Consider the following 12,896-nt stretch of genomic DNA (forward strand, 5'->3'; position numbering starts at 1 on the left):
CCGGTGCAAAATCGGGGCCAATCGGGACGGAACGATGGCAGAAGCCGAAATTCAGCGAACCGGGGACGCGGCCGGATTGGCGGCACTGATATCGCGCGCGGCCGGCCAGACGGGCGACGGCAAGCGCGGCCTGCCGCCGGTCGAGCGCTGGAATCCGCCATTCTGCGGCGATATCGACATGGAAATCCGCGCCGACGGCACCTGGTTCTACCTGGGCACGCCGATCGGCCGGCAACCGCTGGTCAGGCTGTTCTCCACAGTTTTGCGCAAAGACGAAGACGGTGTCACCTATCTGGTCACACCTGTGGAAAAGGTGGCGATCCGGATCGTCGACGCGCCGTTCGTTGCCGTCGAAATGAGCGTGACGCAGACGGATGGCGTGCAGGTGCTGACCTTTCGCACAAATGTCGGCGACGTCGTCGAGGCCGGGCCAGAACATGCCCTTCGTTTCGTCATTCATGGCGAGAACCGCGAGCTGAAGCCCTACCTGCATGTGCGCGGCCGACTGGAAGCACTGGTTTCCCGGCCTGTCATGTATGATCTCGTCGCGCTTGGCGAAGTCGTAACGGTCGATGGCGCCGAGATGTTCTGCGTCCGCTCGGGCGGCTCGGTCTTCCCGATCATGAAGGCCGCCGAACTGGAAGCGCTGTCGCAATGATCGGGCATCCCTATTCGGCCGACGAATTTCGCCGCCGGGCGCTGACCCAGATGGGCGGGCCGGTGGAAAGCTCCTGGCGGGAGCATGGCGATTTCCTGCTCAACCCCGGCATCGTGCCGCATCTGGAAACCCTGCAGTTGAAGGACGCGGCGGTCCTGGTGCCTGTGGTCGACGACGGCGAGGATGCGCATGTCATCTTCACGCAGCGAACCGCGAGCCTGCGCAAGCACTCCGGCCAGGTGGCGTTTCCGGGCGGCGCCGTCGATCCGGAAGACCGGTCGATCGAGCTTGCCGCCCTTCGCGAGGCGCAGGAGGAGATCGGTCTCGATCCGCGCTTCGTCGAAACCATCGGTCGGCTGCCGCATTACATGGCGCTATCCGGCTTCAAGATCACGCCGGTTCTGGCGGTGGTGCAGCCCGGCTTCCAGCTGGTTCCCAACCCTGACGAGGTCGAAAGCGTCTTCGAAGTGCCGCTGTCGTTTCTGATGAACCCCGGAAACCATGGGCGCGGAAGCGGCCACTGGCAGGGCGAGGACCGGCATTTCTATCGCATGCCCTATGGCGACAGGAATATCTGGGGTATCACCGCCGGCATCGTCCGAATGCTCTATGAAAGGCTTTATGCATGACCTCGGTTGCCGGTGAGAGCTGGTTTTCGGCTCCATCCCTTCGCCGCGTCTTCGACGTCCTGAACGCCGACGGCGGGGAGGTGCGCGTCGTTGGCGGCGCCGTGCGCAACAGCCTGATGGGCGTGCCGGCCGGCGATGTCGACATGGCCACCACCTGGCGACCGGACGAGGTTTCGGAACGCGCCAAGGGCGCCGGCATCAAGGTGGTACCGACTGGCATCGACCACGGCACCGTCACGCTCGTCATCGACGGCACGCCCTATGAGGTGACGACGCTGCGCCGCGACGTCAAAACCGACGGACGCCGCGCCGAAGTCGCCTTCGGGACCGACTGGAAGGCGGACGCCGAACGGCGCGACTTCACCATCAACGCGCTCTACGCCAACGACAAGGGTGAGGTCATCGACGATGTCGGTGGCCTTGCCGATATCGAGAGCCGCACCCTGCGCTTCATCGGAAACGCCGCGGAACGGGTGGCCGAAGACTATCTGCGCGTCCTGCGCTTCTTCCGCTTCTTCGCCCATTATGGCCACGGCCGGCCCGACGCCGATGGCTTGCGTGCCTGCGCGCAGGCGCGCTCCAGGCTGTCGACGCTGTCGGCAGAACGGGTTTGGTCCGAGACAAAGAAGCTGCTTTCAGCCGAGGATCCGGGCCGGGCGCTGCTCTGGATGCGTCAGGCCGGCGTACTGACTGAAATCCTGCCTGAAACCGAGAAATGGGGCATCGACGCCATCCCGGAACTGGTGGCTGCGGAGCGCGCTTTCTCATGGACGCCGGATCCGCTGCTGCGCCTTGCCGCCATCGTGCCGCCCGACGCGGAACGGCTGGAAGCCATGGCGACACGGCTTCGCCTGTCGAAGGCCGAGGCCGCGTATTTTTCGCGCTTCGCCGATGCGCCCGCAGTGCCGGCCAAGACCGTCGATACGGCGCTCGACCGGCTGCTCTATCGCCACGGAACGGAGGGTATTTCGGCCCGTCTGCGGCTGGCGCTTGCTTCCGCCAGACGCAAATCCGAAAACGATCCGGCACTGCTTGCCGAGACCGCTTCCTTCCAGCGCCTGTTGAAGCGCGCGGAGGCATGGGGACGCCCTGCCTTCCCGCTGACCGGGGCAGACGTGCTGAAGGCCGGTATCGCTGCCGGTCCACGTGTCGGCGAAATCCTGGGCGAGCTGGAAACGCTTTGGGTCGAGCGCAATTTCAGTCTCGACCGGGCAAGTCTGGTTGCAAAGCTCGAGGCGATCGTGGCCCGTATTTGAGAGGAAAAGTCGGGTATCGGCGACCTGAATTCACGCCCGGCTTATCGCAAGATGCGCCGAGAACCTTTCTCGTTACCTGACGTTCGGATTGGCACATCCGCAGAGCGCCTGCCCACAACGATAGGTGGCGGATCCCCTGCGACTCGGCTACTGGCGGATCTCTTCAGAGAGGCGCCATGAAAACCAGATCCATACTCATTGCCTTGTTGCTCGTCGCCTCCGGTTGCGCGAACGATGTTCTCGTCGGCCTTCAAACCGGCCCGACCGGAAAAGTCACGGATGTGTTTGTTCAACAGACATCGTACAACCGCGAATACGACCAAGTCGCGATGAAGGCGGCTCGCCGGGATTTTGCCGAGCGCGTGCCGTCGCCGCGACCCAATCATCTCTATGTTCAGAAGGTGAGGGTCCACGACGATCGGCCGGAAAAAAGCCAGTCGAATTAGCGATATTCGTGACCGCGCAATCCGACCGTTGAACTGCTTGCTAGTTCTTCGGCACGACCACACCCGCGCGGGGCCCGGCGACCGGTGTTTTCGTCAGGCGGCTTTCGTCTCCTCGACGATGCGAGCCTTGATGTTGTCGACCATGTTTTCACGGATGGCCGTTTCGCCATGATCCTGGCGCATGTGGTCCACCACGCGGCGGACGATTTCGGCGTCGTTATCGGCGCGGGTGTGCCAGTCGCACCCTGGGACAAGAGAACCGCATTCAAACAGGCGCATGATGTTCCTCCTTGCGATGTGAGCTCAGAGCGGGGTCTGCGGCACGCGCATCTCCTCCACGCGTGCCTGGCCCAGCGTAGCATCAACCCCGGAAGCGGCCAAATTGTTCCAGGCCGGCCTGCGGCAAGAAACCGTTATCGACATGCGGCTCGTTGGTGTTATGGGTTTGCGGTAACAAGAGACAAAAGGCCTTCTTGCCCATGACCACTACCGTTCAATCGGAACTGATCGCTGCGATCCGCAACATTCCGGATTATCCGAAACCGGGTGTCATGTTCCGCGACATCACCACGCTGCTCGGCAATCCCAGGGCGTTTCGCCGGGCGATCGACGAACTGGTGCATCCCTATGCCGGCACCAAGATCGACAAGATCGCCGGCATCGAGGCCCGCGGCTTCATCCTCGGTGGCGCGATCGCGCATCAGCTTTCCTCCGGTTTCGTGCCGATCCGCAAGAAGGGCAAGCTGCCGCACGACACGGTGCGCATCGCCTACAGCCTGGAATACGGTGTCGACGAAATGGAAATGCACAAGGACGCGATCAAGCCGGGCGAAAAGGTCATCCTGGTCGACGACCTGATTGCCACCGGCGGCACGGCTGAGGCCGCCACCAAGCTGTTGAAGCAGATGGGCGCCGATATCGTCGCTGCCTGTTTCGTCATCGACCTGCCGGAACTCGGCGGTCGCAAGAAGCTCGAAGCGCTCGGCGTCAACGTCCGCACGCTGATCGAGTTCGACGGCCACTGATCGCGCTCACGCGCGGTTGATCGTCGGCAGCATCAGTTGCACCTCGCGCTGCGTTGCCGGCGAAAGCGTTTCCACATTCTCGCGCCAGTAGGCATCGGCCTCCGGCGGCTCGTCTTCCCAGCTTCTGATCGAGGTCTCGTTGTCGTCGATCGCCACCCGGCGATGGCCGCCAAGGCGAAGATATTCCTCCGCCAATTCGCGAACATGGGTCTTTTCCATCGATAGCCCTCCGCTATGCCCTGTCGAGGCCTCTCGCCGCCAGGGCCAACCTGCCCTGGCGCGCAGCCTTCAAGGCCGAACGGATTCTACGCCCAAATCGTTCCCGGCTTAAGGAATTAGAAGGTTGCTGCTCCATTTCCGGACGGCAATCTCGCCGATCTAGCTCCTTGCATTTCCGGACGGAAGACCGCTTCGCGCTCCTCCTGAAAATGCTCTAGACGAACTCGATGACCTTGCTTTCGAAACGGATCACCGGCTCGCCATGCTGGTTTTCGCCTTCGCACAGGATCGAATTGATCCGCCAACCCGGCCGCGAGGCAAGGGTGCGGCTTTCAAGAAACGTGACGGCATAGGTCACGGTGTCGCCCGCATAGACAGGCTTCAGCCATCGCAGATCCTTGAAACCGGGCGAGGGGCCGAGCCTCGGCGCTTGCAGGCCCTCGGCGGCAAGCCTCCGCTGCTCGTCCTTCCAGAACCGGACGAAACATTGCATCCAGCCGGCGGATGTGTGCCAGCCGGAGGCGCACAGGCCACCGAACAGCGAGTGGCGAGCGTCTTCCTCGTCGAGGTGGAAGGACTGCGGATCGAAGTCGCGGGCGAAACGGATAATATCCTCGGCCGTAAAGGTCAGGCTGCCGATGACGGTCCTGCGGCCCGTGGCGTAAAACTCCTCCATCGTCATCATCAGTTCTGCACCTTGTCACGGCAGCGGAAGAGCACGGAACACTCGGAAACCGCCACCGGCTCTCCGGCCTGGTTGACGATTTCGTTGCGGAACTTGACGATCCCTAGGCCGGGCTTCGACTTCGAACGGCGCGCCTCGATCACCTGGCTGAATCCCGTCAGGACGTCGCCGGCAAGAACCGGCTTCTTCCAGCCCATGAAATCGATGCCGGGCGAGCCCTGGGACGTCGACTGGCCCATGAAGGCGTCGAGCATCATGCGCATGCCGACGGCGCTGGTGTGCCATCCCGAGGCGGAGAGGCCGCCGAGGATGCTGCGCTTGCCGGCGTCTTCATCGAGATGCATCGGTTGTGGGTCGAATTCGCGGGCAAAGGCAATCATATCCGCGGGCTTCATTTCGACCGGTTTGTAGTCGAACCGCCGCCCGTCGGAAAAATCCTCGAAATACAGCATGCTGCGTCGTCCTGTGTGTCGTATGTCGCATTACCTACTGCATAATTTCGGGAATCGGAATCGGTTTGAGCGCGAAATTAAGCAGTACCTTTCAAAGGTTGCGGCACCCCGCGATGTGTCATGCGAGGCGCGCGACGTTCTCCCGTCAGTTGACGTGAGCGCCTGCGCGGATTTCAAGGTTGCGTATGCCGCATGTTCATGCAACCACCTGTCCCAATCGTTGTCTCGACCGGCTCTTGATTGAGGAATGCACGTGACCGAACTGAACAGGGCGCTCGCGGGTGCCGCCGAAAAGGGGATCATCTCTGCCCATCAGGCGGGCGATCTCGAAGCCTATCTTACCGATCGCGGTATCAACTTCGGGCCGGCGGCAACGGACGCGGTCGCGGAGCGGGATGACGCCGCCCTCGACGCGCTTGCTGCCGAAGACAGCGAGCAGCCGCGGTTTGTTCGGGGTTTTCACGATATCCTGATCACCATCGGCGTCGTCGTCGTCCTGATCGGCCTTTGGGGCCTGAGCGGTCCACTCTTTACGCTGCCGGTCATTCTCATCCTTGCCGAGATCCTGGTGAGGCGCCAACGGTTGGCCCTGCCGTCGGTGGCGCTGACGCTTGCACTCGTGCATTGGGTCGGGACGACGGCATTCTTGTTCGTCGGCGAGCACGAGGAGGCGTGGAAGCCGCTTGTCTTTACACTCGCCTACCTCTCGGCGTTTCCGATCCCGCTCGCCCTGTTCTATTGGCGCTATCGTGTTCCGCTGGCTCTCGCTTGCCTCATGCTCTCGGTCGCCCTTATCGGCGTGGTCGCGATCCTTCTTGGCCTGGAGAGGGTTCTGCAGATCGATCTTGCCAACGAGAACCACTTCGTGCTTCTCGCGCTCACCGTCCTTGTCGGGGCGCTGGGCCTCTTTGCGGTCGCCATGCGCTTCGACGTTTCTGATCCGCAGCGCGTAACCACCCGCTCGGATACGGCGTTCTGGCTGCACCTGGCCGCTGCACCCGCGCTGCTCTACGCGCTGATCGGTCTGGTCTTTGTGTCCAACGGCGGCAACGGCACCTGGTGGGATGGGCAGGCCGGGATCGGTCAGGCGATGACAGCCATTGTGATCGTGGCGCTCTTCATGCTGGTCGGCCTGGTCATAGACCGTCGTGCCTTCGTCACGTCAGGGCTCTTGTCGCTGGGGGGCGCGATCTGGACGATGCTCAGCCAAACCGGCGCGTCGCTCGACAACTACGTCTTCATCGCCTTCGCCGTGGTTGGCGTCACCGTGCTCGTCATCGGCATTTTCTGGCAGAAACTGCGCCGCATCGTCATGAGGCTGTTGCCGGAAACGATGACGGCGCGGTTGCATGCCGCGCCGTAACATAGGGTCGTGCCATCGGCGGCGCGCCTGAGGCGCGCCGCAAGTGCTATGTCTTACGTGTTGAAGCGGAAGTGGATGACGTCGCCGTCCTGGACCACGTATTCCTTGCCTTCGTCGCGCGCCTTGCCGGCTTCCTTGGCGCCGACTTCGCCGCCGAGCGCGATGTAGTCGTCAAACGCGATGGTGTTGGCGCGGATGAAGCCACGCTCGAAGTCGGTGTGGATGACGCCGGCCGCCTGCGGTGCCTTGGTGCCGCGCTGGATCGTCCAGGCGCGTGTTTCCTTCGGGCCGACGGTGAAATAGGTGATGAGGTCGAGCAGCTTGTAGCCGGCGCGGATCAGGCGGTCGAGACCGGCTTCTTCCAGGCCAAGCGCGCTCAGGAATTCCTTGGCTTCCTCTTCCGGCAGCTGTGCCACTTCGGATTCGATTGCCGCCGAAATCACGACGCTCTCGGCACCCTGCGCCTTTGCCATTTCGGCAACCGCGCGCGTGTACTCGTTGCCGTCGACCGCGTCGCTTTCCGCGACGTTGCAGACGTAGAGAACCGGATGCGCGGTCAAGAGGTTCAGGCCCTGCAGGATGCGCAGTTCTTCAGCGTCGAGCTTGGCGAGCAGCGTGCGCACCGGCTTGCCGTCCTGCAGCAGCTTCAGGGACGCTTCCATGATCGGCAGCTGAGCGACGGAATCCTTGTCCTTGCCGCCGGCGCGCTTGCGGGTCTGTTCCGTGCGGCGCTCCAGGCTGTCGAGGTCGGCGAGCATCAGCTCGGTCTCGATCGTCTCGGCGTCGGCCACGGGGTTGATGCGGCCTTCGACGTGGGTGATGTCGTCATCCTCGAAGCAACGCAGGACGTGCACGACAGCATCCACTTCGCGGATGTTGGCGAGGAACTGGTTGCCGAGACCTTCGCCCTTCGACGCGCCGCGCACCAGGCCGGCGATGTCGACGAAAGAGATGCGGGTCGGGATGATTTCCTTCGACTTCGCGATGTCGGCGAGCTTGCGCATGCGCGGATCGGGAACCGCGACTTCGCCGGTGTTCGGCTCGATCGTGCAGAACGGATAGTTGGCGGCCTGAGCCGCCGCCGTCTTGGTGAGCGCGTTGAAGAGGGTGGACTTGCCGACGTTCGGCAGCCCGACAATACCGCATTTGAAGCCCATGGCTAAAACCTGTCGTTCTCGAATTCGTTGGGCGTGGCTATGGGATAAAGGAGCGGAACGGTCAAGCCTTCGCGCGTTTCGGCGCGGCGAAGCAGTGGGCTTTTGCTTGATTGGAGGCGTCTGACGTAGGATATTGAATGCCAGCGTCCTGGTGCCGCGTGGCCGACCACGACCGCCTTTCCTGTCATCAACGGGTGGATTTCCGATGAGTGACGACGATCTTGCCGCAAAACCGAAGCTGAAGCCGAAACCCAAACTGGAGCGGCCGAAACTCTACAAGGTCATTCTCGTCAACGACGACTACACGCCGCGCGACTTCGTCGTGATGGTGCTGAAGTCGGTATTCCGGATGAGCGAAGAGGCCGGCTACAGGGTGATGATGACGGCGCACAAGCTCGGGGTTTCTGTCGTCGTCGTCTGCGTGCGCGACATTGCCGAGACCAAGGCGAAGGAAGCGACGGATCTCGCCAAGGACGCCGGCTTCCCGCTGATGTTCATGACCGAGCCGGAGGAGTGACAATCAGGGGCGTCGGATCTGGTAGCCCGTCTTGTCCTGGCGAAAACCGCAGTTTTCGTAAAAGCGCAGCGTCGCCGGATCCTTCGATCCCGTCAGCAACATCACCTTGTAGCAGCCGGCGGACCAGGCCTCTGCGATCGCGTGGGCAATCAGCGCGCCGGCAAGGCCGCGCCGGCGAAAGGCGGACGACGTCACCACATTTTCGATCAGGGCATAGGGTGAAGCGCCGCGCGTCAGGTTGGGCACGATGACCAGCGTCACCGACGCCGCCGCGATTTCACCGACAAAGCCGATGAAAACCGTCATGCCGGGATGGGCGAGGATCGCCTTGAAACGGTCGGCGCCAAAGGCGTGATCGAGTGGAGGGTCGGCCGGGTTGAGCTCACCATAAAGCGCAAGAAGCCCGGACAGATCGGTTTCCGAAGCGGGCCGGATGGCACAGGGCGGGGCCGACACGTCTCAGTCGCCCTTCGGACCGAACAGCTTTTTCAGCATGTCGGCCATCGGGCCGCTTGTCGGCAGCTTCTTCGGCTGGGCGAAATTGCGTGCCTGGTGGATATGGGATTGGGCGCCCTGCTTCTTTTGGGCTTGCGGCTTGTCTTCGTCCGGCTTGCCGCCGGTGGCGAGCGCGATCTTGTTGAGGATCTGCGAATCTTCGCCGCGCACCAGCATGTCGGCATTGTCGGCGATGGCGTCGAGCAGCGGCACCAGCCAGGCCTGGTCGGCCTTGGCGAAGTCGCCGAGCACATGCGCGTGCACGAGATCCTTGACGCCGGGGTGGCCGATGCCGAGCCGCAGGCGCCGATATTCCTTGCCGCAATGGGCGTCGATCGACTTGATGCCGTTGTGGCCGCCATGGCCGCCACCGACCTTGATGCGCGCCTTCGCCGCCGGCAGGTCCAGCTCGTCATAGATGACGGTAATGTCCTTCGGCGCGAGCTTGTAGAAGCGCATGGCCTCGCCGACCGCTTCGCCCGACAGGTTCATGAAGGTCTGCGGCTTCATCAAGAGCACGCGCTCGCCGCCGATTTCGCCTTCGGCGATCTCGGACTTGAACTTCTTCGACCAGGAGCTGAAGCCGTGGCGACGATGGATGACGTCGACGGCCATGAAACCGATATTGTGGCGGTTTGCGGCATATTTCGAACCTGGATTGCCAAGTCCTGCGATGATCAGCATGTCGTTACGCTCCGTCGGGCATTCCCCGCTTCACGACCGCGAAACGCCGCCTGAGTCAATCCTTATTTCGTCGCCTGCACGCTTCCGCTCGGGCGAACGCCGTAGCGCTCGAAGATCGCGTCCTGGGTGCCGTCGCCGATCAGGCGGTCAAGCTCGCGCTGCATCCTGCTCACCGTCTCCTTGTCCATGTCGCGGTGGCAGGCGATGCCGTAGGATTTTCCCTCCAGCATCAGCGCCGCCTCGACGGGCTTTCCTTCGTCGCGCATGCTCTCGAAGGTCTTTTCCGACGTCATCATCAGATCGATGCGGCCGGCAATCAGCTTCTTCAGCGTCGAGTCCAGATTGGTCGCGTAATCGATCTTCTGGAAGCCGTGCTCCACGAGGTAGGTGGCGGAGAAATCCTCCCGCTGCGTTCCGATCGTGAAGCGCCTGGCGGCGTCGATGGAAGCAGGCGCAATGTCCGAACCCTTGCGCCGGACCATGATCATGTGGTCGACGAGCAGCGGCTGTACCCACTGAAACAGCTTTTCGCGCTCGGCATTGAAGCCGGTGGTAAAGACACAATAGGAGGCGTCGGTTTCGGCGAGCATGTAGGCGCGGGCCCAGGGGAGGACCTCGATCGTATAGGGAAGGTTCAGTCCCTTCATGATCGCCGCGACCTGCTCGACCGATGAGCCGCTGGCGCCACTGGCGGTCGGGAAATTGTAGGGCCGGTAGTCCTCGGTGACGAACTTGATCGTCTGCGCTTGGGCAGCAGTCGAAAGGCAGAGGAAAAATGCCAGAATCAGCTCTTTCACGCCTTGCTCCTTCGCGCCGGTGTCCGGCGGCTAGCCTTGAGTGTTTGCCTTGACTTCGGAATCGCTCTCCAGCATCGCCAGCATCTTGCCGATGGGCATGGGGCGGCTGAAGAGGTAACCCTGCCCACAATCCACACCAAGCTTGCGCAGGAGTTGCCACTGCTCCTTCGTCTCGATGCCTTCGGCGACCACGGTGCAACCCATCTGGTGCGAAATCGTGCGGATGCCCTTGATCAGCATACGGCTCTTGCGGCGGATGTCGGCGGTGCCGGAACTCAGCGAGCGGGTGAAGGACTGGTCGACCTTGACGATGTCGACCGGGAAGCGGTTGAGATAGCTCAGCGACGAATAGCCCGTTCCGAAATCGTCGAGCGCGATGCGGCAGCCGAATTCGTTGAGCTGCTTCAAGACGGCATGCACTTCCGGATTGTCGAGCATCAGCACCGCCTCGGTGATTTCAATGACGATCCGGTTCGGCGAGATATGATGCTTGAGCAGCAGAGCGGCGAGCTTGTGCGGCAGCGTCAGTTCGAACTGCAGCGGCGAGAAGTTCACCGCGAGATAGGTGTTCTGCGTGCCGTCGAGGGCCGAGATCGCCGCCAGATGCCGGATGGCCTTTTCGAGGATGCAGTCACCGATGCGGGCAATCGTTCCGGTTTCCTCGGCAATGCCGATGATCTTGCCGGGCGGCATGATGCCTTTTTCCGGGTGGTTGAGACGCATCAGTGCCTCGAAGCCGGCGATCTGGCCATCATTGAGGCTGACGATCGGCTGCAGCCAGGCTTCGAAGTGATCGTCCTTGAGGCCAGCCTCGATACACTGTTCGATCTCGTGGCGCTCCCGCGCTGTATCCAGCATGCTGGCATCGAACACCTGCAGGCCGTTCTTGCCGTCGTGCTTGCGGGCATACATCGCCATGTCTGCCTTGAGCAGCAGGTCGGAGGCGTCCTCGGCATGCTCGGGATAGACGGAGATGCCGACGCTGGCGCTGACGAACAGCTCGTTGCCGGCAATGTGCATGGGTTCGCGCAGCGCATTGACGATGCGCTCGCCGATTTCGCTGGCGAGTGCCGCGACATCCATGTCCGAAACCAGGATTGCGAATTCGTCGCCGCCGAGCCGTGACATGGTATCGTCCGGGCGCAGGGTGGCGCGGATCAGCTCGACGGTCTGGCGCAGAACCTCGTCGCCCGCCGCGTGGCCGAAATTGTCGTTGATCCACTTGAACCGATCGAGGTCGATGAACAGGCAGCCAACCTGGATGCCGGAGGCATCGGCGACGACGATCGCCTCGTCGAGCGCTGCCTCGAAGCCCTGGCGGTTGAGGAGCCCGGTCAGGTGATCGGTGATCGCCTGGGCGTGATTGCGGCTTTCCGCCTGCTTGAGGGCGGTGACATCGGTCATGACGGACAGCGACAGGTCGCCTTCGCCCGTCGTTTCCGTCTCCAGGATCAGCACGGTCATGAATTCGCCGTCGGCCTTGCGGAACGGGACGGTAACCTCGCAGATGTTGTGGTCGCCGACAGCGATGGCCTTGGCGTGGCTGCGGTAGGTCTCGTGCCAGTGCGGGTCGATGAAATCGGTGAAATCTTCGCCGATCACCTGTTCGCGGTGATAGCCGGTCGCCAGCAGCCAGTAGTCGCTGACGGCGCAGAGGCGATTGTCGGTATCGAGCGAAAACAGCATGGCAGGCGTGAGGTTGTAGATGTCGGTGGCGCGCTCATGGGCGCTTTTCAGCTCCATCGACTCGCGCTCGAGACGGTCCTGCATTTCGTTGAAGTTGGCAGCCAGCGCACCCATTTCGTCGTCCGAGGTCCAGTCGACGCGGTGGCGCGAGCCCAGCCGTCGCGTCGCCTCGATGGCGGCCGTAAGGCGCATGAGCGGGCGGATGACGGTGAAGCGGTTGCCGATGAGGGCTGCGGCAAAGACGGTGGCGACCGCGATCAGCAGGATGGCAAGGATCGCCAGCTCATCCTTGCTGAACCGTGACAGCAGGCCCGACGTCGGAACCCGCACTTCGAGGTTGCCGATTTCCTTGAGGCCCTCGATCGCGTCGTAGGAGATCGGTGTCGTGAGCGCCGGGTTGTCGTTGCCGGCGGCAAGGCCGCCCGGGGGCAGTTGTGCCAGGACCGAGCCTGAGGTGTCGCGGATGGTGACGGCGAGAATATCGGTGTCGTTCATCAGCGAGCGGGCGATGCGCTTGATGCCGTCGCTGTCGAAATCCCAGATCGGCTTGCCGAGCGCCTCGGCGCTCGCACCCATCAGCAGCTCGATGTTGTGCTGGCGTTCCCGCGCGACGCGTTCGCTGGAGATGCTGAGGAAGAGCACGAAGAGGGGGGCAACGAAAACCAGCATTGCACCGCATACAATCGCAATAAATCGGTTCTCGACGGAATGCATCATCGGACGCATCCCCCAGGCGCTGCCACTCGCTTCATTTCAGTTTCTCTTTAGACGCTTGCTTACGGATTTCCCCGCTGCAAGAACATCATCAAAACCTTAAATGTTGCTGA

Annotated in this window: 16 protein-coding genes; 7 read left to right on the forward strand and 9 right to left on the reverse strand. The window is 62.5% G+C overall.

All coding sequences use genetic code 11. The features are described from left to right. Nucleotides 1-34: 34 nt before the first annotated feature. The 4 genes from RTP54_RS21860 to RTP54_RS21875 all read left to right on the forward strand — a co-directional run bounded on the left by RTP54_RS21860 (nucleotide 35) and on the right by RTP54_RS21875 (nucleotide 2,989). Nucleotides 35-658, forward strand: a complete 624-nt coding sequence (locus RTP54_RS21860; RefSeq protein ID WP_112815372.1) for a DUF1285 domain-containing protein — start codon at nucleotides 35-37, stop codon at nucleotides 656-658. Further along, complete coding sequence (locus tag RTP54_RS21865; RefSeq protein ID WP_112815373.1) at nucleotides 655-1,287, forward strand: CoA pyrophosphatase; 633 nt, start codon at nucleotides 655-657, stop codon at nucleotides 1,285-1,287. Before RTP54_RS21860 ends, RTP54_RS21865 begins: the two co-directional genes overlap by 4 nt. Next, nucleotides 1,284-2,543: a CCA tRNA nucleotidyltransferase gene (locus RTP54_RS21870; protein ID WP_112815374.1), complete on the forward strand. Its 1,260-nt coding sequence runs from the start codon at nucleotides 1,284-1,286 to the stop codon at nucleotides 2,541-2,543. Before RTP54_RS21865 ends, RTP54_RS21870 begins: the two co-directional genes overlap by 4 nt. Nucleotides 2,544-2,719: 176 nt before the next feature. Beyond that, nucleotides 2,720-2,989, forward strand: coding sequence for an energy transducer TonB (locus tag RTP54_RS21875; RefSeq protein ID WP_112812174.1), 270 nt, complete (start codon nucleotides 2,720-2,722; stop codon nucleotides 2,987-2,989). 93 nt (nucleotides 2,990-3,082) lie between these two features. Here the strand turns inward: RTP54_RS21875 and RTP54_RS21880 are convergent, their stop codons facing one another. Then, the gene (locus RTP54_RS21880; RefSeq protein WP_112812175.1) at nucleotides 3,083-3,268 is read right to left on the reverse strand and encodes a DUF1059 domain-containing protein; all 186 of its coding nucleotides are present in this window, start codon (nucleotides 3,266-3,268) and stop codon (nucleotides 3,083-3,085) included. 200 nt (nucleotides 3,269-3,468) lie between these two features. Between RTP54_RS21880 and RTP54_RS21885 the strand changes: the two genes are divergently transcribed. Continuing rightward, nucleotides 3,469-4,014 (forward strand): adenine phosphoribosyltransferase, encoded by a 546-nt coding sequence (locus RTP54_RS21885; protein ID WP_112812176.1) that lies wholly within the window; start codon nucleotides 3,469-3,471, stop codon nucleotides 4,012-4,014. A gap of 6 nt (nucleotides 4,015-4,020) precedes the next feature. On the opposite strand, the gene RTP54_RS21890 is transcribed toward RTP54_RS21885, so the two are convergent. From RTP54_RS21890 to RTP54_RS21900, 3 genes are all read right to left on the reverse strand, one after another. Further along, the gene (locus RTP54_RS21890; protein ID WP_112812177.1) at nucleotides 4,021-4,233 is read right to left on the reverse strand and encodes a hypothetical protein; all 213 of its coding nucleotides are present in this window, start codon (nucleotides 4,231-4,233) and stop codon (nucleotides 4,021-4,023) included. A gap of 214 nt (nucleotides 4,234-4,447) precedes the next feature. Further along, complete coding sequence (locus RTP54_RS21895; RefSeq protein WP_112812178.1) at nucleotides 4,448-4,918, reverse strand: MaoC family dehydratase; 471 nt, start codon at nucleotides 4,916-4,918, stop codon at nucleotides 4,448-4,450. Then, nucleotides 4,918-5,370: a MaoC family dehydratase gene (locus tag RTP54_RS21900; RefSeq protein ID WP_312365775.1), complete on the reverse strand. Its 453-nt coding sequence runs from the start codon at nucleotides 5,368-5,370 to the stop codon at nucleotides 4,918-4,920. Before RTP54_RS21900 ends, RTP54_RS21895 begins: the two co-directional genes overlap by 1 nt. 253 nt (nucleotides 5,371-5,623) lie before the next feature. Between RTP54_RS21900 and RTP54_RS21905 the strand changes: the two genes are divergently transcribed. Further along, complete coding sequence (locus RTP54_RS21905; RefSeq protein WP_112812235.1) at nucleotides 5,624-6,733, forward strand: hypothetical protein; 1,110 nt, start codon at nucleotides 5,624-5,626, stop codon at nucleotides 6,731-6,733. Between the two features lie 53 nt (nucleotides 6,734-6,786). Here RTP54_RS21905 and ychF read toward each other — a convergent pair whose 3' ends face one another. Beyond that, nucleotides 6,787-7,890 (reverse strand): redox-regulated ATPase YchF, encoded by a 1,104-nt coding sequence (gene ychF / locus RTP54_RS21910; protein WP_112812180.1) that lies wholly within the window; start codon nucleotides 7,888-7,890, stop codon nucleotides 6,787-6,789. 205 nt (nucleotides 7,891-8,095) lie between these two features. Here ychF and clpS point away from each other — a divergent pair, with 205 nt between their 5' ends. Beyond that, nucleotides 8,096-8,407: an ATP-dependent Clp protease adapter ClpS gene (gene clpS, locus RTP54_RS21915; RefSeq protein ID WP_112812182.1), complete on the forward strand. Its 312-nt coding sequence runs from the start codon at nucleotides 8,096-8,098 to the stop codon at nucleotides 8,405-8,407. A 3-nt stretch (nucleotides 8,408-8,410) separates the two neighbouring features. Here clpS and RTP54_RS21920 read toward each other — a convergent pair whose 3' ends face one another. The 4 genes from RTP54_RS21920 to RTP54_RS21935 form a co-directional block, all read right to left on the reverse strand. Further along, entirely contained in the window at nucleotides 8,411-8,863 is a 453-nt protein-coding gene (locus tag RTP54_RS21920) for a GNAT family N-acetyltransferase (protein ID WP_112815379.1), read from the reverse strand. Between the two features lie 3 nt (nucleotides 8,864-8,866). Beyond that, nucleotides 8,867-9,586, reverse strand: coding sequence for an aminoacyl-tRNA hydrolase (pth, locus tag RTP54_RS21925; RefSeq protein WP_112812184.1), 720 nt, complete (start codon nucleotides 9,584-9,586; stop codon nucleotides 8,867-8,869). Between the two features lie 62 nt (nucleotides 9,587-9,648). Continuing rightward, nucleotides 9,649-10,383, reverse strand: coding sequence for a substrate-binding periplasmic protein (locus RTP54_RS21930; protein WP_312365777.1), 735 nt, complete (start codon nucleotides 10,381-10,383; stop codon nucleotides 9,649-9,651). 30 nt (nucleotides 10,384-10,413) lie between these two features. Then, nucleotides 10,414-12,786, reverse strand: coding sequence for an EAL domain-containing protein (locus tag RTP54_RS21935; RefSeq protein ID WP_112815414.1), 2,373 nt, complete (start codon nucleotides 12,784-12,786; stop codon nucleotides 10,414-10,416). Between the last annotated feature and the right edge of the window lie 110 nt (nucleotides 12,787-12,896).

This window comes from Ensifer sp. (assembly GCF_031989085.1).
GTDB lineage: Bacteria > Pseudomonadota > Alphaproteobacteria > Rhizobiales > Rhizobiaceae > Ensifer.